Genomic DNA, 18,495 nt, shown 5'->3' with positions numbered 1-18,495 from the left:
TATACCATCAAAAGGGATTTTTTGGCAAGACAGAAGAAAAGGAAAAGCGAGCCACTTAAGTCTCGCTTGCCTGTTCTCAATTCGCATGATGCGTATGCTTGGTAATCCACTGGGTCAGTTTGATTTTCAGCCAAAAGCCATAAATACCAAAGGTAATAATGGTCAGGAGCCACCACTTGATCCAATTTCCAAAAAGCTGCATGGCAGTACCGTCAAAGTAAAGACGGTGCCCGTCAATAACTGTATGTTTTATCTTCCAATTATACAGGATACACATGCCCCAAGGTGCACAAATTCCCAGCGTAAATACTGTAATCAAGGTAGCTAAAATCACATGACCGATGTAAGAAAAGAGACCACCATCAAAATAAGACTCTTTGTACATACTATCTCCCCCTTTAAACCAACTCTTTCAGAAATTGAATCAGGGTTTCTGCAGAGCGTTTACCAGCTTCAAGAATAAATTCATCAAAAGTGACATTAGCATCATGACTTGCCGTATCGCTCATGGCGCGAATAACCATAAAAGGCAGGCCGATCGAATGTGTGGCTTGAGCAATAGCTGCGCCTTCCATCTCCACAGCTAAGACATCAGGGAAATGCTCCTTAATGCGATCAATCTTATCTTGACTAGCAACAAAGCTGTCACCTGTCGCAATCAACCCTACTCTTGCATTTTGATGGGTTTTTTCCAAAATTTTCTTCATCTCAGCAACCAGATAGCGGCTCGCTTCAAAATAGAGCGGCTGCCGCGCCATCTGACCGTAGTCATAGCCAAAGGCCGTCACATCCACATCATGGTAGACCAGACGATCTGCGACCACCACATCGCCGATAGCCAGACCTTCTGCCACTGCTCCAGCTGAGCCTGTGTTAATCACGGCTGTGACCTTGAAGTCATTGACCAAAACAGCCACACTCATAGCAGACATGACCTTGCCAATCCCGCTTTCGACTAAGACCACTTCATGATAGCCGATGGAGCCCGTATGATAGACATGGCCCAAACGCAGGTGCTTCTGCGGATTTTTCAAATGCTCCAGCAGAATCTTCAGCTCTTCAGGCATGGCTGCGATAATTCCAATTTTCATATAATACCTCAAATCATCTGATGAAAAAGAAGCTTAGACAGGCTAGGCTTCCTTTTAAGTGCAATATAGCAGGTTTTAAGGCCACCAAATAATAGCAGCAATCAAACCAATAAGCAGGATGACCACCCAAAGGAGAATTTTATTGAGTTTGGCTTGAAAGAGGCTCCGCTTCTGATTTTCAATCCGACGGCTCTTAGTCACGGTCGGATCTACCTCAATGTGCAGAGTCTCATCTGTAAACTCCTCTTGGTTTTGAGCAGTCTGATAGCCAAATTGACTCTGAGACTGCTGAGACCGATTTCCCTCATACCCAAAGCGGTTTTGAGGGCTTTGATAACCAAATTGAGTATCCTGTTGGCTGGACTGCTGCGAGCTATAGGAGCTTCTGCCAGTTGAAAGAATCTTGGTTTCCTCGTCATCCATGAGAGGCGGCCCCGAAATATCCTCACCGCGGTTGGCCCGCTCAATGATTTCATCTGTTAATAAAGCTTTTCCCATTAATCTACGTTCCTATTTATTCAGATTTTTTTGTTCCCAGTACTGAAGGGCAATGATGGTCTTGGCGTCACAGATATCACCGTTTTGCAGCAATTGATGTGCCTCCTCCAGACTGACTTCAAAAAGTTCCAATGTTTCATCCTCGTCTTGGGGACGAGGGTTTTCGACCTTTGTCAAATGACTGGCACTGTAGAGCTTGATTTTCTCATTGCAAAAACCGATGGCAGAGTAGAAATCATAGACCAACTCCAGCTGTCCAGTGTAGCCTGTCTCTTCTTCTAATTCTCGGAGGGCAGCCGTTTGGGGATCTGCATTCTCTCCTAGCTCAAGCTTGCCAGCTGGAATCTCGTAAGAAGTCGCTTCAATGGCCTTGCGGTACTGCTTGACTAAAATCATCTTATTTTCCGGAGTGATAGCAATTACAGCCACCGCACCATTATGAAAAATCAAATCCCGTTGAGCTTGCCCCTTACCCTCTGGCAGCTCTACCTGGTCCTGAACCACTTTAAAAATCGGTCCCTGATAAATCTCTGTCCGTTGGACGGTTTTTTCTTCAAATTCCATGACTGAACCTACTTATTTTGAGGATGATGAGGAAGACGCTTAGCATAATCTTCCTTGTTAATCTGACGGCCACGTCCCAAAGCGATAGCATCTGCTGGTACGTCCTTGGTAATAGTAGAACCCGCACCGACTAGTGAGTTGTCACCTAGCTCAACTGGGGCAATAATAGTCGAGTTGGAACCAACAAAGACATTATTGCCAATGATAGTCTTGTACTTCTTCTGGCCATCATAATTAACCGTAATCGTACCCGCACCAAAGTTGACATTAGCACCGACTTCAGAGTTTCCAATGTAGGTCAAATGACCAGCCTTGGTATTTTCGCCAATTGACGATTCTTTAACTTCTACAAAGTTTCCGACATGGACATCCTTGGCCAGACTAGAACCTGGACGAATGTGAGCATAAGGCCCGACCGTCACTCCATCCGCAACAATTGACTCCTCAATCATGGAGTTGGTGATCACAGTCCGCTCTCCAATGACAGAGTCCACGATGTAGGTACCATTGGTCAGGATAGTCTCTGCCCCAATCTTGGTCTGACCTTTCAGGGTCACATTTGCTTCAACCTGAACCTCAGGCGCAATTTCTACATCCACATCGATGTAGGTCGCATGAGGATTGACAAAGCTGACACCGTTAACCATATGCTGCTGGTTAATCCGGCTACGCATGACACTCTCAGCTGTAGCCAAAGCTACGCGATCATTAACCCCCAGACTCTCATCAAAGTCTTTCAGCGTATAAGCGCCGACTTTTTCACCATTTTCGCGGAAAATACCAATCACATCTGTGATATAGTATTCGCCTTGAGCATTATTGGTATTGATGTTTTTGAGGGCTTCAAAGAGACGAGCATTGTCAAAGACGTAAGTTCCTGTATTGATTTCTTTGATTTGCTGCTCAAAGTCAGAAGCATCCTTCTGCTCAACAATTTTCAATACTTCCTCGTGCTGATTGCGTACGATACGGCCGTAGCCGAAAGGATTATCTGCTTCTGCAGTCAGGATAGTCGCAACATTCTTGTGGTTGATATGGAAATCAATCAGGTTTTTCAGGCTTTCTCCTGTGATCAGGGGAGTGTCACCAGCAATGACCAGCGTCTGACCTGTCAGATTTTCCAAAACAGGCTCTGCCATCATAACGGCATGCCCCGTTCCCAACTGCTCAGTCTGACGGACAAAGTCTGTCTGACCCGCCAAGACTTGCTCGACTAGCTCCGCCTTATGGCCAACAACTGTCACGGTCTTTTCCGGATCGATGGCACTAACACTACGAAAAACATGTTCCAGCATGGAAATTCCTGCAACCTTGTGCAGCACTTTTGGTAAATCTGACTTCATGCGAGTACCCTTACCCGCAGCCAAAATAATCGCGTAATTTGTCATCAATTATCTCTTTTCTGTAGGATATCACCTTTATTATATCACTAAAAGGTAATTTTTAAAAATTTAAAATCAAGCCATCCTCATAAAAATCTGCAACAAAAAAAATTTTGCACAAAAAAATCAGCCTTTAAACAGCTGATTTTGCTTCTTTTTCTTTGATTTTCTTTGGAAGATGGACTTTTGCCTTGCCATAGTCCTTGAAGACAGCCCTCTGCTTGAAGTAAATCAATTCTCCATCTAAAGCTGTATCTTCGTCCAAATCCATAGTCATATCAATAGAGCGGATGGTCCGAGTCTTAGGGTCAACCACAAAGGCAACTTTACACTTCTCAATGTCGATGGTCGTATCATAATGCTCATCATTATAAGCATAGTAGAAGGCATCAATAAGGTCATAGGCCAAATCACCTTCTGCTGTCACCGAAAACTCATAGCCGCCTTCCACTTTTTTCTTAGTTAGTTCTGACTCATTATCTACCATGACCTGCAGCAAAGCCTTAAAGGAGGACATGCCTGAATAACCATTGATATGTTTCCAAGAGTCGGTGTCATCAATGGTCTCAAAGCCGTCTTTTTCTTCCAAGTACATCCGATCTTCGCTGAAATAATGGGTCAGTTCTTGATCATCATAGGTTTCGTAAAGCTTAGCTAAATAAGGTGAATCCGAAACAGTCAGCTGTTTAACCGTCTTGGCTTTTATTTTTTTGTAGCCCTCTAGATAGGTCGACTCAGACAGCCGATTCATGTAGAAACTATCATGATCGAATTTTTTCAAGGATGCATCCACCACAGCCGACAGCTTAAAGCGGGATTCAAGAGCTTCTGCGATTCCTCCAGGTTTAAAGTAGGTATAAAGAAAGGTTCCGCCAATCAGTACAAAGCAGACACAGCCGTAAATGATAAAAAAATGAACCTTCTTCAAAATCAATCCTCCTAGAAGCCTTCTATCGTTTTATAGCTTTTATTATAAGCTTTTTTAGACCTATTTTCAATCTTTTTTCAGAAACGGTCTTTGAAAGACTGTAGCGGAAGAAATGCTAATTGGTTTTTCAAACTCTCAATGTCATTGCCAAATGTATCAACAAGGCAAGTACCTACTGCTTTTCGAATACTTAGTATCTCAGCCCTCTTTCTCATTTTCAGCCAACTGCTGGCGAAGCTTGGTAAACCAGTCCAACTGAAAGCGGGCCGAATCCAGCCCAAATTCGAGCGTCTTCATCTCAAAATAGCCAATCTGGGAAATACTTTCAGCTAAATCAGCCGCCTGACTGGTCTCTATCAGCTCTGTAGCCAGGTGGCTGTTCTGCTCTAGATAGGCTTTTACCTTTTCCTGCTCCTCCGTAAAACGAATCGCGTCTTTGACAGCTTCAAACTCTTGGACTTCAACTTCCAGTCCCTCAATGGTCAAATCCAGCATCTGAAGCTGCTCTTTCTTAGGAAGATAACCCATAAAGAGGAATTTCCCCAAGTCCATATTCTTGTTCTTACTCATGTCGATAGGCGTTTTAAGCCACTCCAAAAACAAGATTCGTCCCGAAGCTGTAATGGCATATTCCTTCTTCATTTTTCCTTTTTCTACATACTCCGAATAAGTCACTGCTCCTTGCTGGGACAGTTTTTTTAAGGATGCTTGGATACTTCCTAGACTGTCGCTGCACATAGAGCTGAAATTTTGCCGCATCACCTGACGAATTTCATAAACTGTAAAATGCTTTATCATGAGTAAGCCTAAAATTAATTTGTCCATTTCTCCTCCAAATCACGATTTCTTTATATACCTAATAGTAACACTTTTGCTTCGATTTATCAAGAATAAACAAAAAGCCTATTCAAAAATAGACTTAAGCTTCATCCAGCGGATAGACCTTGCGAAATTCTTCTAGGACGACACCCGTTTCTTGGGAAAATTCCAAACCGGCTTCCGCCAGACACTCCGTAAAAAATTCCTCATGGACTTGCTGCCAGTAGGCCAAGGATTTGTCTCCTTCTCCTTCCTTAAAAGCGTGTTCGGCTGAAACCTCATTAAAAGGCAGCACAGAGACTTTGGTGATTTCAACGATACAGACTGCCCTATCCTGACTGTCTAAAATGACATCAAAGCTTCCTACCTGCGGCAAGGGCTCATTTTCAAGCTTATAGAGCTCATAGGCCGAAGCCGTCGCTGTCTTCTCACCACGTAGCACCAAATCAGCCAGTTGATCTGCCAAGGAACCAAAGGCCCAGGCGTCAATCGCATCGCCAATCACCGGATTGATTTTCTTATATGCCTGCCACATTTCTTTTGGGGTCATCTTTACTCCTGTCTTTCTAAAGTGAAAATTATTGTTTATAAAAAATCTTCCTACAAAACTGTATCTTTATCAAAATCCATAAAGTCATCATGATCATAATAGTAAAGCAGAGCCTGTAAACACTCTTGGTCAGTTGCTCCTGATTTCTGCTCCATGACAGACAAGAGAACATCCACAACGTTTTCACCGTAATAAATCAGCTCTAGACCCTGTTCTCTTACCTGTTCTGGATAAACATCCTTGTCATCCACCACTTGAGGATAATCAGCAAGCAAGTAGCTGTCCTGAAAATTCAGTTCTCCATTTTCCCTAGCATACAAACAGAAATCATTATCTAGCTCTTCCGATTTTACAGCCTTCATGATGTCTTTTAAGCAATAGCTTTGGTTTTTCTTCATTGGTCAAAAGTCCCTTTCCATTCATAAGCCGGATAAGCTCCTAGGCACTGATAGCCCAAGCTTTCTGCAACTTTTTTGGAGGCTTCATTGTGCGCATCCCAGAGAGGAAAGAGTGAGCGTTTTTGAGCTTCTAAAATCATCTGGGCACCCAAGATTTTGGCCAAGCCCTGCCTTTGATAGGCTGGCTTGGTAGCAATTTCAATCTCAAGAGCTCCATGATAGACCAATCCTGTCGATACGCCAGCGATGATTTCCTCTCCTGAATAGAGTAAAAAACCAAAGCCACCCGCCGCTTGAAAATGGTCAAAATCGGAAAAGTCACCCTGCAAATCCTGAGACCAGACTTCCTCAGCCAAACGCTCATAACCCTCCTCATCAATCGGACAGAGGTAGTAGTTTGCAGGTAGACTGATTTGCCATTTCTCCAAAGTCTCTGTGTCAAACTCAGCACTGTCCGCAAAAGCATAGCGAGTGAATCGGTGCAGCTCACTCTGACTATCCAGAAACTCTTGCCAACTGCGCTTCTCGGAGATAATGACCTTGTCAGCTAAACTATATTTTTTGCTAAATTCCTGCCACAAATCCGGATCCACCTGACCAGCCGGAAAGATGAAATTTCCTAGTTGGTAAAGGCAGGATGTCTCAGGCGCGTTCATAAAGAACTGCCCTAGACCAGCATCCAAGCCATAAATCACCATATTTTTGGTCCAGTATTGGAAAAAAATATTTTTCACCTTCATTTTTTGTCTTCTTTCAGATGCAGTTCATTGATTTTATTCGTCCAGATATAGCCGTCAAAGCCTTCGGGAATATCTTTTAGACTATGGATATGATCGAAACCTTCTGATAAATCGCTGCCACCAGCTGTTAGCTCAACCCGTGTATTGACTGCTTCCATTCTTTCCATAAATTTATTTGGCCAACCCCATAAGAATCTGGCATATTTCAAAGGAATACGCAGCTCTGCATTTTTCATTTCCTCAGGGATATAGCCCGTAAAGCCCAATAGTTCATATTGGATAAGAGCCTTAAGCATGCGCTTCTTCGACAAGAGCTTGAGGCTGCTGCTTTGACTGCGCAACCAATGAACGCCTTCCTCGCTTGCCCCGCAGACACTGAGTTTATTTAGCCTTTCGGGCGAAAGCATTTTTAGTTTCTCCCACAAGACTTTATAGGTTTCTAATTTCCCGTCTTTGACCTCAATCACAAACTCCTTGTCGGGAAAAGACTCAAAAACCTCATCTATTGTGGGCATCTGACCGACTCCTTTTCCTCTAAAAGGATAGGTTTTTCCGCCATCAGCCGTATAACCGTAACCGATATCCATCTTTTTGAGCTCAGCCATCGTGTAGTCCTGAATTTCTCCCTCAATGCCAGTTTTGAATTCGAGAGTTGCATCATGAAAGACTGCCAGTTGCTTGTCTTTGGACAATTTCACATCAAACTCCACTGCATCCGCTCCTAGGTCAAAAGCCGCCTGCATCGAAGAAATGGTGTTCTCCAGATAGGGATGCGTAGGCGGGTCAATCATGGCTGCCGTATTGCTGTCCCAGTCCGCTTTAGATTCATCGAAAGTCTGCGCAAGTCCTCGATGGGCTAGGATTTTATATTCCTGTCTCTCTTTATTAGAAAAGAGGCTTGTATTGTTTAACCAGATAAGAAATAGCAGAGCTAGACAAAGCAGATAAACTCTCTTGCGTTTTTCCCATTTAAACATTCTATTTCCTTACTTCAAACTCCAGCCGCCGTCGATTTTGATAATCTCGCCCTGCATAGCAGATGCCTTACCACTGGCTAGAAAGAGGCTGATGTCTGCCACTTCCTGAGGATCCAGCCAGCGCTTGATCGGCGTTTCCTCAGCAACCCAGTCTGCTAGTCCGCCTGGCTCAAAATCTGTGGCAGTCATGGCTGTCTTGACTGCGCCTGGTGCTAAGCCAAACACTTGGATATTTTTATCCGCATAGTCTAAGGCTATCTGCTTGGTCAGGCCAGCCAGAGCATGCTTAGAGGCTGTATAGGCAACACCGCCTCCGCCAGCCAGAAAGCTAGCAATTGAGCACATGTTAATGATGATACCAGACTTTTTCTCCAGCATTTTCTGCAGGTAAAAGCGGGTGATTTTCATGGTAGCGGTCAGATTGAGCGTAAAAATATGGTCCCAGTCCTCGTCGCTGGTCTCGTGCAGGGGACGATAATCGTCCAAGATACCTGCTGTATTGCAGAGAATATCCACCTCAGGTAAGCTAGTAAAGAGTGGTGTCAAATCCCCAGTCAAATCCAACTTGACAAAACGAAGCTCATTTAGAAAGCCAGGATTTTCATCCTTGTCCACCCCGTAAACTCGGTAACCATTTTCCAAAAAGCTCTGGGCTTGAGCTCTACCAATACCAGAGCTAGCCCCCGTCACTAGTACTGTTTTAGTCATCTACTTCCACCCAATCTGTCGCAAGGACATCACAAGGAGTCGGACTCCACATGGAGAAACCCTCCCCTTCACCTGAAACATTGATGAGGAAATAAGGTGTCACTTCAAGAGCCACCCCATTCTGCTCAATCGTGTCAAAGAGCTGGACGTAGTTCTCTGCTCCACCCCAACCTGTACGAACATACTTTTTCTTGGCCTTAAGGCCTGGTAAAATTTCTTCAAATGTCATGGTTTTCTCCTTTATCTTCTATAAACCTTGATTTGATAAGGTTTTCTAACCTCTGAAATGAGATGGTTTTTTAAATTTGTTCACCTTTTTGCGGACTCATTGGCCATTTATAGCTTTTTCGTAGTACGAAACGGCCTTTCTATTCGATTTTAAAAGGTCGGTCGATAAAAAAATTATACCAGAGATAAAAACAAGCGTTTAAAAGGGCTTATATTGCGTTTTAAGACATAGAACTATTCTCCTGACAAGGTTTCGAGTTTGTCTTTTTTATCGTTTATTCTTTCTTCCATTATGGCGATTTTCTCTTGATAGTCATTGACTTTTGAAAGGTCGCTATTCCTGTCATTCACATAGTAGTTAATCTTGTTTTGGATTTCTTGTGCAGAAGCAGGGGCGTTGAATGAATTGAAAAAGTCAATCATTTTCTTGCAGTATTTAGCGTGCGCTTTGTAATATTTCAATTCCATCCGGTACAGTTCCAATTCAAAATGCTCTTTATTCCAATTTGGAAAGTCAATATCAAGATTGGTCGGATACTGTTTCACAGAATGAATTTCCCACAACGCTTTGTACTTCTCATATAACTCTTGTCCTTTTTCTGTCAGTAAGGTTTTATCTCCTACATCAGCAATTAGACCTTTTGACTTGAAAATGCGAGTTAGTTTCTCTGTGTTTAAATTATAGTCAGAAAAGAAATACTTTGGAATAGAGACAGTCGATTTTCTTCCGTTCTTTGGTTTTCCCCACCAGACTAACAAAAGCAGTTCTCTAAGTTTAAAATTTTCATCAGTAACATAAGTATCACTATAATTTGGGAAAGTATGATCTCGGCCGTATATTTTAGAAATATCAGGGTCGCTGCTCAAAAGTCTATAATACTCTGGAGTGTAATAGTCTATTCCCCTAATACTATAACTGCTGGGTGCTATCTTATCCCGTTTACCAAACAGTGCGCTAAAAAATCCCATAATAACCTCCTAATGCCCACCAACGAATTTCAGCTACTCATCTTGTATCATGACTTCATCGGTGGTTGTTTTAATTTATTTTTCTACAAAAGTAGTCCAGCGCTAAAACTGGCTCATTCTCTCCCTTTCGTCATCTAGTGACTGCTGCAATAAGTTAGCCAGTCCTTGGATGTTTTGAGCAGCTAAAAGCTCCATATATTCCGCCCTATCATCCTTGCTGATGATGATTGGAGCATCTAGGTACTTCATAGCCAAGTACATCAGAACCAAGCGGCCAGTACGTCCATTCCCATCACTAAACGGATGAATACGCTCGAACTGGATATGCGTATCAGCAAGTATCTCTACTATCTCGCGTTCACTCTTTGCCGCATCTAGTCTATAAGCTGTATTGTCCGCCCATTGAGTCATCAAAAAAGGCGTTTCCTCTGGTGAAGCCGTCTTAAACTCCACCCCTATGATGGCATTCTGAACAGCTTTAAACTGCCCTCTATCGTGCTGCAGGCGGTCTGTTAATAGCGCATGGAAATCTTGCACCAGCCCCACAGTCACGAGAGCGTTATTAGCCAAGCTATCCAGCAACGAAGAAAAGGCCTGTTTGTGGTTCTCTATCTCATAGAACTCTCTAATACTCTTGTGCTTTCCTGGCAAGGTGCTTTCCAAGATGATGCTGACCGTTTCAGGAAGAGATATAGTATTGCCCTCAATCCCGCTAGAATGGTAGGCTATACGGACCAAAATATCATCCAGATAATCTTGTTTATAGGTCATTTTGTTTCCTTTCACTACTCTTTAGTGTATTTGATATAGCTGACTTGTTTAAGTTTTAGAAATTATGCGCTTCAGAAGAAACCATTTCTTCATAATCTTCCAGGTCGTTTTTCATGTCATAAAAATCGTAAGGCGCCTCATAATGCTAGTCCTTAGCAATTTCTAAAGCATGCTGCTGGGTTAGTGGTTCGATTTTATTTCTCATTTTTTTTCACCTCCTCAGGGTGGGCTTCTCGCCATGCTAAATAGTCATCAAATGACTTGATTTGTGTTTTCTCACCTGTTGCAGAATCTGTCGCATACACCTCCATCACATCCTGTCCCTTAGGCGCAAACCAGTGTAAAAGATTATCAAACCATTCTTTTTGGTTATACTGTTGAGGCCGGAAATAAAGTCGAGTCATATCCTTCATATTCTTAGCTACTTCTGGATATAGCTGAGCAAAATTGGTATCAGAAATATCAATTTTATTTCGATAATGATAATCATCTGGCATAATAGCTCCATCACTTTCCCAAAGATGGTGCTTAGCTAGCTGATTTTCCAGACTATCAGAAAGACCACCTGGAAGAAAACTCACTTCATTTCTATATGGATCATCTTTTATCGTAGAAATTATTTTCGCCTCTATATCTTCCGTACTTAGTTTTTCTTTCTCTACATCAAACCAAAATTCTTTCTCACTATAACTATGATTTTGATAACTCCTTAATTCTCTAGAAAAATAATCTTTCCCGTTCCCATAGTAGTCAGTCAGCACTTCGTCATTACGATATCCCTCAGAGGGATTAATAAAAGAATATAAATCTATTTCCTTTTTATCTAGCTCAGTACTGTTTAAATCATAGCTAATGATTTTATAAAATTCATCTTTTTCAATTGGCGGAGATTCTTGACCTGATTTTACATCAAGTGAATGGACAGCTATGGTTGAAACATAATTTTGTCCATAGTAAATATGACCATAATTATCTTTCTCCCCTACAGCAACCAATACAAACTTATTATTATCGAAAAGCTGAATGCTTTTGAATTTTGTTTCTTGTCTATTGACATAAACTTTAGTATTTATTCTAATAACCCATAAGGTGAGCAGACCTAAAGCTCNCAACAAAAGAATACTCAATAAAACATACATTATCTTCTTTTTTCTCATGACCGTCTATTTTTTTCTCCTTAAATTCTCTAAAATCCCCAATAAAAGCGTTTTTGGTCTGCTTTTTCGCTGCAACCAAGACTGCGATAAAATTCATGGGCTGAAGACCGTGAAATGCCTGAATTAATCCGAATCCCTATGTAGCCTGCCGCTTTTGCCTCTTCACGCAAAGCTTGCATCAGCGCTCTGCCATGTCCCTGCCCTTGAAAATCCTGAGCGACGGCCAAAGCCAAGAGATTGAGCAAGGACGGGAAATAGAGACAGTCGTAGCTAGCAGCATGAGCGTAGCCTATGACCTGACCGTCTTCTTCAACTACCAAAATCAAATGCTGGTCATTCTCTAGTAACTTTTTCAGTTGAGCCTCTGTCGCTTCCCTATCGAAACCATAGCCCAGTCACTCAGCATTAAGCCGCTGAATAGCTCCAGCGTCTCTTAGTTTTACTTTACGAATCATCTGTCACCTCGTTCCTCTCTTTATTATAGCAGAAAAGCAGTCTTTTTGACTGCTTTCAATGAACTATTCTCCCATCTGTCCCTTCAACCAAGACTCCGCCTCTTCTAAAGGCTGGTCTGTTAGGACATCGGGCTGAATGGCCTCATTCTCATAAAGCTTGCCCGTGCGATCTAGGATACTCGAGGTAGTCAAGAGCAAAACCGCTCCATCATATAGTTGATAATAATTATTTCCCGTAGTATAGCTTGCCGTTGGCTGACCAAATATTTTAACATTTTCCAGTCCCTTAAAAGCTAAAACAGTCATCTCTCCTGAGCTACCTGTCTTCCCATTGGTAAGGACAGCTATTGGCACTTTCTTTGCTTTCTCATCAGTCTGCTCCAGACCAAGCTGCTTAAGAATATCTGACCGAGAAATCGCGCTCTTGCTTCCATTTTTATAAACAAATTGGAAGAGGTCTTCATCAGGCAAAAGAGAGGACAGGCCCGCAATCATCGGATACATATTCCCGCCGGTATTGTCTCTCAAATCCACAAGAACCGCCTGATAGTCATCCTTTTTAAGAGCTGCTGAAAGTTTCTTGGCATAAGCTTTCGCTGCCTGTGCATCACCTGTGAAAGCAGGAACTTTTAAATAGAGAACTCCCTCTCGATTCTGCACTTCAGGCTGGTTTTTGCTTTCCGACCAATTTTCGGGATTATCCTGTGGACTTAAAAAATAAGAATGCTTCCCGCCAGCCTTTTTGGTTAATTCTTCCAAAACAGGATAGGTATCTTGATAAGTCTTAGCTGATTCAAGCTTCTCCAAGGCTTTCTTCTTCTCATTCTCCCAGTCTTTGTCAGTATAAAGACCGAAATCAAGTTTTTTCACAACCGAGCGAGCGTAGTCCTGCGGACTAGGTGGGAAAAGAAAAATGCCATAGTCTGGACCAAAGTAGGCCAGAAAACCCATTAAAAGAGCAAGCAAAACCAATACTGTTCCCAAGCAACCTAAAAGGACTTTTTTCATAATTGCACAACCTTTCTTGTGAGGATTTCTGAGCTGATTATAGCAAAATAGAGACACGTTTTCCATGTCTCTACCTTACATTTATCATCGTCAATCTTACATTTTTGTAAGATTATTTTAATCTACAGAAGCTTATTTCCATTTCTCACTCTTAGAGAATGCAATCATCAAACCAGACCCAGCTAGAACTGCCAGAATAACAAGACAGATATTTTTCAGTGGATAGAGCCAGTCTTTATTTTTCTCATGCCAAGTTGTCTTCCAAAGCCGAACATACTCAGCATGCATATCTTCAGGCTGGTTCAGCTGAATATTGATCACAATCGCCAGTAAGATCAGGGCGATAAAAGCAAGGGCAAAGAGCCAGATTTTCTTCTTTTGGGTTAGATTAAGGTTCTTCATTCTTTTCTACTTTTACTTTCTTTTTAATAGCAATACTCTATCCCTACTTCTCTTTTGAAGCCACTTCTGAGTTTCGATAGCCATAGAAGGCATAGATGAGACTTCCCAGCGCTAGGGCAATTCCAAAGGCTTGCCAGGTTTCCTTGGTATACTGGGTCATGAAGGACAGGCAGATGATAATAGATAAGATCGGTGTCAGAGGTACTAGAGGGGTTTTGAATTCTCCAGCTTTGGGCATTCCTTTGTCTTTCCGCAATTTCAAGACTGCCACAGCCAATAAAATCAGATAGGCCAAGGTACAGATATTGAGGAAAGAGGCGATGCTAGCCAAGGGGAAGATACCGGCACAGACAGCTGAGGCAATCCCTACTAAAATCGTTGCATTCTTTGGCACCCGACTGGTCTCTGTCAATTTCTTGAAAGAGCGAGGCAAGAGACCATCACGCGCAATACTGTAAATCATCCGCGACAAAGCATAGGTCATGGAGATGCAGACCGTAATCAGTGTCAAAATAGCGACGACAGAGATATAGTTAGCTGCCCAGCCAAGTCCGACGCTGCGCAGGGCAAAGGCCACCGCATCTGAGACATCCAGCTTGCTATAGTGGACAATCCCAGTCAAGACCAAGGTCACCAAAATATAGAGAATGGTCACAATGCTCAAGGATAAAACGATCCCACGCGGAACGTTCTTTTGGGGCTCTTTGATTTCATCGACCGCCATGGAAATGGACTCAAAGCCCAGAAAAGCAAAGAACATGAGTGAAGCCCCAGCCATGATGCCGACTTTGCCGCCATAAATTTCCCCAAAGCCAAAAGGTGAAAAGTTAGACCAATTTTCTGGCTTGATGAAGAAAAATCCTGCAATGATAAAGAGTGCCAAGGCTGAGAATTTCAAGACCACCAAGGCTGAGTTGAAGCGCAGGGCTGCCTTGGAATTCAGAAGGACAACCCCTGTAACAAAGACCAAGACCAGAATGGGCAGCAAATCCACATAAGTACCTGCTTTTGGATTGAAGGTACCATTCAGGGCTGCCGGCAGCTGGATACCAAAGCCGCTGAGCAATCCTTTCAGATAAGAGCCCCAGCCAGAGGCAACACCTGAGATAGCGGTCATGAACTCCATGATGGTCAGCCAGCCAGCCAGCCAAGCAGGAAATTCTCCTAGAACCGCATAAATATAACTGTAGGCTCCACCATTGGCCGGAATCCGTGAGGCAAACTCAGCGTAAAAAAGAGCCGAAATACTCACACAAAGAGCTGAAATGACAATCGAAACGGTCAGAGCAGGCCCAGCATATTTGGCTGCCCCAGTCCCTGTGATGGTGAAAATCCCAGTTCCTACCATGGCTCCAATACCAAGCAAAATCAGATCTGGAATTTTCAAGTGACGGCGCATGCCCGTTCTGTCCTTGCTGGCATCTTTTTTTCTAAATATATTCATCTATTCTTATTCTCCTAATTGCATTAACGTCCTATTTTATCATATTTCCGCCCTTTTAGGAATCTTTCTCAGAAATTTTCCGATAAAAGAAAGGCTGAGAGAAATCTCAGCCTAAGTCTTTAAAATAGATGAAAGGTATATGATGCCTGTCTCTGCTATCACATAGCCACAATTTTGCGATAGCTGCGAGAAGTAATGAGAAAGACACCGACATATACTGCAATAAACAGAGCACAAACACCCAGAGTCACTACTAACATAAGTGTGGCATTCAGCACCCCTAAAGCAGATAAAATCAAGCTCAACATGTGATAGGCAAAAGCCAAATGAAGAAAGGCAAAGATTAGGGGTAGGAAGAAGACAGTCTGTACTTGTTTACGAATGGTCTTTCTAGTCTGTTGCTCGTCTAAGCCGACTTTCTGCAGGATGATGAAGCGGTCACGGTCTTCGTAACCTTCGGAAATTTGCTTGTAGTAGATAACCAGCACTGTTCCCATCATGAAGACAATAGATAGGAAAATCCCTATAAAGAAGACACCACCCAGCATACCCTTAATCTCAAGTATGCCAATCACACCAGTTTGACCGTGGACACCTCCAGCACCTTCTGGCAGGGACTGATTGTAGTCAGCCATTTTCTTTTGATAGATTGTATCCAGATCAGCCTTTTCACCTTCTGAAGCTTCAATATCCAGACTACCATAGAGCACAGGATTAATAGCTTGTTGCTCCATCTGCGGAGCCAAGAGTTGACTAGGGTCCTTGGCTACTAGATACAGTCCTTTAGGAATGATGATATTATACTCATCTGGAATCCTGTGAAAGATAAAATCTTCAGACAGGACTTTCTTGATCGTCAAGTTTTGGCCAGCCAGCTGCAGAGGCTGCTTATAATCCAGATCCACTCCCTTGTTAAAGACAGCAATCTCATTTTCCTGCAAAGACAGATCCTTTCCTGTCAACTTTTCGTAATCCTCGCTGGAAAACATCAAGATATAGGTATTGGGTGACACAGCCCATTGTCCCTTAGGATAAATATCTAGGCTGTTACCCTCTTTCTTCTTGACACCCATTGAATAAAACTGATAGGTCTCCTGTTGCTTGACCTTCAGCTGATTCTCTGCTACAAACTCTGTCAAGACCTGATCCAGCTGTTCTTTTTTTGCATTCACCCCGCCATTGATAGAGAAATCATGCGGAAACATGAGTTTTTGCATATATTCCGCGCCAGAATAGATGTTCATACCGGCAGAGAAGGTCACTAGAACCATAGTCGATAGGATGGAAATAGTAGCCAGTCCTACTGCATTTTTCTTCATCCGGTAAATAAGATTTGAGACGGAAATCATATTATTTGGCTGGTAGTAATACTTTTTATTCTTTTGCAGAAGCTGCAGAAAGACTGTAATACCAGCATTAAAGAGCAGGTAGGTTCCTAAAATGACCAAGAGGACTGCTCCAAAAAAGATGAAGATTGCTTCCATAGGATTCCGCACGGTCTGAGCCAGATAGTAGCCGTAGAGCAGAGCTGCCAGACCAATAAAGGTCTGTGGCAGTAAAAACCGGCTCTTCTTCTCTCCGCTGGCCTTTTCCTTAGACATCTTCAGGGAATCAAAACGCAGAATTCGCCAACCATTAACAAAGACCAAGCCTGCAAAAATAAAGCCATAGAAAATAAAAACAAGAATCAAGACCGGTAGCTGGAAAGTTGAAGCCAAAACCACCTTGGTCCCCATGAGCTTGAGCAAAAAGGCATAAATCAGCTGGTCAAAGAGAACACCAATAGTCAGCCCCAAGCTTACAGCCACTAGCCCGAAAATCAGAAGCTCAATAAAGGTCATAACAAAGAGATGACGCTTATTAAGACCTAGCATACCGTAAAGTCCCAGCTCCTTGGAGCGATTCTTCATAACAAATTGATTGGCATAAAAGACAATAATTCCAGCTGTGATGTTCACAATAACAACCCCTAGAACCAAAACGAGGATAACTGAGCTGGCACCTGTCATTTTGGATAGATTGGGATTAAAAGCCAAGGAGTTGAAAATATAAGAAATGGCTACAGCCACACAGGTAGCTAGTGCAAAAGGATAATAGAGACGGCGGTTCTTAATCAGATTGGATACCGCCAATTTTGCTGCTAATCGAAACACTAGTCCTTCACCTCACTTGCCATAACTGTCAGAGTATCAGAAATCTCTTGGAACATCTGCCGCTCAGTCTTGTCGCCTCGAAAGATTTGGTTGTAGAGAATCCCATCCTTGATAAAGAGCACCCGCTTGGCGCGGCTAGCCGCTGCCGTTGAGTGGGTCACCATGAGAATGGTCTGACCGCGGGCATTGATGTCGTCAAAGACATCCAGCAATGCAGCCGAAGACTTGGAATCCAAGGCTCCCGTCGGTTCGTCCGCCAGCAGAATCTCAGGGTCTGTGATGATAGCCCGAGCTACTGCAACCCTCTGCTTCTGACCACCGGAAATCTCATAAGGAAACTTCTCTTGCAGCTTGTTAATCCCCAGCTCATTGCAGGTTGTGACCAGCTTTTGCATCATCTCGGTAATGGGACGACGAGAGAGGACCAAAGGCAGGAGAATATTATCCTTGACCGACAAGGTATCCAACAGATTGAAATCCTGAAAAACAAACCCTAATTTCTCTCGGCGGAAGCTGGACGCCTGGCTGTTTTTGATGGTTGCTGTGTCAGTTCCGTTGAGAAAGACGCGTCCCTCAGTCGGCTTGTCCAGCATAGCTAAGATGTTGAGCAAGGTGGATTTCCCAGAGCCTGACTCCCCCATGATGGCGACATATTCGCCTTTTTCTACCGTAAAGTGAATATCTTTCAGCGCCTCCACTTGGCTGCCCTGAAAGCGGGTTTTATAAATTTTTTTCACATGCTGTACGTCTAATAATGTCATACTCGAACCTCTTCTTTATTTAACTTGATACTACTATCATACCGGAAAGACAGACAAGTTTCCATAACCTAATCTTTCATTTTGCCCGCCAATCTTACATTTTTGTCATCTTGTACTCCAAGTCGGATAAAGAGAAAAGTAAACTGACCTTTCTCTTATCCTTAAATACTGGAATCTCTCAGTGACTGTACTGCAGCCAGAAATAATATTGACTGGAAGCGCAGCCTAGGCGAGTCTTCTCGATTTCTTCCTTGGAAATCTTTTGAGCTTTAGGTTTACTTTGGCGATGGTTAAAAAGATTGATTTTCATAGCGGGCCTCCTTCTTGAAATCTGATTTTTAGTTTGGAAGATAGTTATCTTCTTTTTCTTTACACTTATAGGATACCGAATTCCCAAACTAACTGCCATAAGATAACCTTTCATTTTAGCCTTTAAACTTACATTTTTGTCACTTATAAAAAATAGTTTTCGATTGCCCTTAAACTGCGTCA

The 18,495-nt window shown here is 42.8% G+C and carries 23 protein-coding genes and 1 pseudogene; all 24 read right to left on the bottom strand.

Translation table 11 applies throughout. From position 1 onward, the window contains the following. Positions 1–76: 76 nt before the first annotated feature. Entirely contained in the window at positions 77–385 is a 309-nt protein-coding gene (locus D8886_RS05085) for a DUF898 family protein (RefSeq protein ID WP_125434428.1), read from the bottom strand. Between the two features lie 13 nt (positions 386–398). Beyond that, positions 399–1,091, bottom strand: a complete 693-nt coding sequence (locus D8886_RS05080) for a 5'-methylthioadenosine/adenosylhomocysteine nucleosidase (protein ID WP_125434427.1) — start codon at positions 1,089–1,091, stop codon at positions 399–401. 75 nt (positions 1,092–1,166) lie between these two features. Next, positions 1,167–1,589, bottom strand: a complete 423-nt coding sequence (gene macP / locus D8886_RS05075; RefSeq protein WP_125434426.1) for a cell wall synthase accessory phosphoprotein MacP — start codon at positions 1,587–1,589, stop codon at positions 1,167–1,169. Between the two features lie 12 nt (positions 1,590–1,601). Continuing rightward, positions 1,602–2,153, bottom strand: a complete 552-nt coding sequence (locus D8886_RS05070) for an NUDIX hydrolase (protein WP_125434425.1) — start codon at positions 2,151–2,153, stop codon at positions 1,602–1,604. Positions 2,154–2,161: 8 nt separating this feature from the next. Continuing rightward, positions 2,162–3,541 carry a bifunctional UDP-N-acetylglucosamine diphosphorylase/glucosamine-1-phosphate N-acetyltransferase GlmU gene (gene glmU, locus D8886_RS05065; RefSeq protein ID WP_125434424.1) on the bottom strand — a complete coding sequence of 460 codons (1,380 nt, stop codon included), beginning with the start codon at positions 3,539–3,541 and terminating at the stop codon, positions 2,162–2,164. Between the two features lie 127 nt (positions 3,542–3,668). Next, complete coding sequence (locus tag D8886_RS05060; protein ID WP_125434423.1) at positions 3,669–4,463, bottom strand: hypothetical protein; 795 nt, start codon at positions 4,461–4,463, stop codon at positions 3,669–3,671. A gap of 198 nt (positions 4,464–4,661) precedes the next feature. After that, the gene (locus D8886_RS05050) at positions 4,662–5,288 is read right to left on the bottom strand and encodes a PadR family transcriptional regulator (RefSeq protein WP_125434421.1); all 627 of its coding nucleotides are present in this window, start codon (positions 5,286–5,288) and stop codon (positions 4,662–4,664) included. Between the two features lie 94 nt (positions 5,289–5,382). Next, on the bottom strand, positions 5,383–5,832 hold the full coding sequence (locus D8886_RS05045) for an ASCH domain-containing protein (RefSeq protein ID WP_125434420.1): 450 nt from the start codon (positions 5,830–5,832) through the stop codon (positions 5,383–5,385). Positions 5,833–5,882: 50 nt separating this feature from the next. Beyond that, positions 5,883–6,230, bottom strand: a complete 348-nt coding sequence (locus D8886_RS05040; protein WP_125434419.1) for a DUF7716 domain-containing protein — start codon at positions 6,228–6,230, stop codon at positions 5,883–5,885. Next, on the bottom strand, positions 6,227–6,970 hold the full coding sequence (locus D8886_RS05035; RefSeq protein ID WP_125434418.1) for a GNAT family N-acetyltransferase: 744 nt from the start codon (positions 6,968–6,970) through the stop codon (positions 6,227–6,229). Before D8886_RS05035 ends, D8886_RS05040 begins: the two co-directional genes overlap by 4 nt. Beyond that, positions 6,967–7,947 (bottom strand): glycerophosphodiester phosphodiesterase family protein, encoded by a 981-nt coding sequence (locus tag D8886_RS05030; protein ID WP_009659332.1) that lies wholly within the window; start codon positions 7,945–7,947, stop codon positions 6,967–6,969. The genes D8886_RS05035 and D8886_RS05030 overlap by 4 nt, the downstream gene beginning before the upstream one ends. Before the next feature lie 9 nt (positions 7,948–7,956). Continuing rightward, positions 7,957–8,655 (bottom strand): 3-oxoacyl-ACP reductase, encoded by a 699-nt coding sequence (locus tag D8886_RS05025; RefSeq protein ID WP_009659322.1) that lies wholly within the window; start codon positions 8,653–8,655, stop codon positions 7,957–7,959. Continuing rightward, positions 8,648–8,884 carry a DUF2829 domain-containing protein gene (locus D8886_RS05020; RefSeq protein ID WP_002899859.1) on the bottom strand — a complete coding sequence of 79 codons (237 nt, stop codon included), beginning with the start codon at positions 8,882–8,884 and terminating at the stop codon, positions 8,648–8,650. The genes D8886_RS05025 and D8886_RS05020 overlap by 8 nt, the downstream gene beginning before the upstream one ends. Positions 8,885–9,117: 233 nt before the next feature. Beyond that, complete coding sequence (locus D8886_RS05015) at positions 9,118–9,852, bottom strand: hypothetical protein (protein ID WP_125434417.1); 735 nt, start codon at positions 9,850–9,852, stop codon at positions 9,118–9,120. A 102-nt stretch (positions 9,853–9,954) separates the two neighbouring features. Next, positions 9,955–10,623, bottom strand: a complete 669-nt coding sequence (locus tag D8886_RS05010) for a Fic family protein (RefSeq protein WP_125434416.1) — start codon at positions 10,621–10,623, stop codon at positions 9,955–9,957. A gap of 67 nt (positions 10,624–10,690) precedes the next feature. Beyond that, a pseudogene (locus D8886_RS05005) lies at positions 10,691–10,828 on the bottom strand (GNAT family N-acetyltransferase); the annotation flags it as partial. Beyond that, the gene (locus tag D8886_RS05000; protein ID WP_125434415.1) at positions 10,818–11,780 is read right to left on the bottom strand and encodes a hypothetical protein; all 963 of its coding nucleotides are present in this window, start codon (positions 11,778–11,780) and stop codon (positions 10,818–10,820) included. The pseudogene D8886_RS05005 and the gene D8886_RS05000, both read right to left, overlap by 11 nt. 29 nt (positions 11,781–11,809) lie before the next feature. After that, the gene (locus tag D8886_RS04995; protein WP_260469495.1) at positions 11,810–12,175 is read right to left on the bottom strand and encodes a GNAT family N-acetyltransferase; all 366 of its coding nucleotides are present in this window, start codon (positions 12,173–12,175) and stop codon (positions 11,810–11,812) included. A 123-nt stretch (positions 12,176–12,298) separates the two neighbouring features. Continuing rightward, positions 12,299–13,309 carry a S41 family peptidase gene (locus tag D8886_RS04990; RefSeq protein WP_125434414.1) on the bottom strand — a complete coding sequence of 337 codons (1,011 nt, stop codon included), beginning with the start codon at positions 13,307–13,309 and terminating at the stop codon, positions 12,299–12,301. 66 nt (positions 13,310–13,375) lie between these two features. Continuing rightward, positions 13,376–13,645, bottom strand: a complete 270-nt coding sequence (locus D8886_RS04985; protein WP_125434413.1) for a hypothetical protein — start codon at positions 13,643–13,645, stop codon at positions 13,376–13,378. 43 nt (positions 13,646–13,688) lie between these two features. Then, positions 13,689–15,089, bottom strand: a complete 1,401-nt coding sequence (locus D8886_RS04980; RefSeq protein ID WP_125434412.1) for an amino acid permease — start codon at positions 15,087–15,089, stop codon at positions 13,689–13,691. Between the two features lie 158 nt (positions 15,090–15,247). After that, positions 15,248–17,242 carry an ABC transporter permease gene (locus D8886_RS04975; protein WP_125434411.1) on the bottom strand — a complete coding sequence of 665 codons (1,995 nt, stop codon included), beginning with the start codon at positions 17,240–17,242 and terminating at the stop codon, positions 15,248–15,250. Beyond that, on the bottom strand, positions 17,242–18,003 hold the full coding sequence (locus tag D8886_RS04970; RefSeq protein WP_002894797.1) for an ABC transporter ATP-binding protein: 762 nt from the start codon (positions 18,001–18,003) through the stop codon (positions 17,242–17,244). The genes D8886_RS04975 and D8886_RS04970 overlap by 1 nt, the downstream gene beginning before the upstream one ends. A gap of 178 nt (positions 18,004–18,181) precedes the next feature. Next, complete coding sequence (locus D8886_RS11810) at positions 18,182–18,313, bottom strand: hypothetical protein (RefSeq protein WP_009659231.1); 132 nt, start codon at positions 18,311–18,313, stop codon at positions 18,182–18,184. Between the last annotated feature and the right edge of the window lie 182 nt (positions 18,314–18,495).

The organism is Streptococcus sanguinis (genome assembly GCF_003943655.1).
GTDB classification, from domain to species: Bacteria; Bacillota; Bacilli; order Lactobacillales; family Streptococcaceae; genus Streptococcus; species Streptococcus sanguinis_F.
The sequence above is the reverse complement of the archived record's forward strand: the minus strand, read 5'-3'. Positions and strand labels throughout refer to the sequence as shown.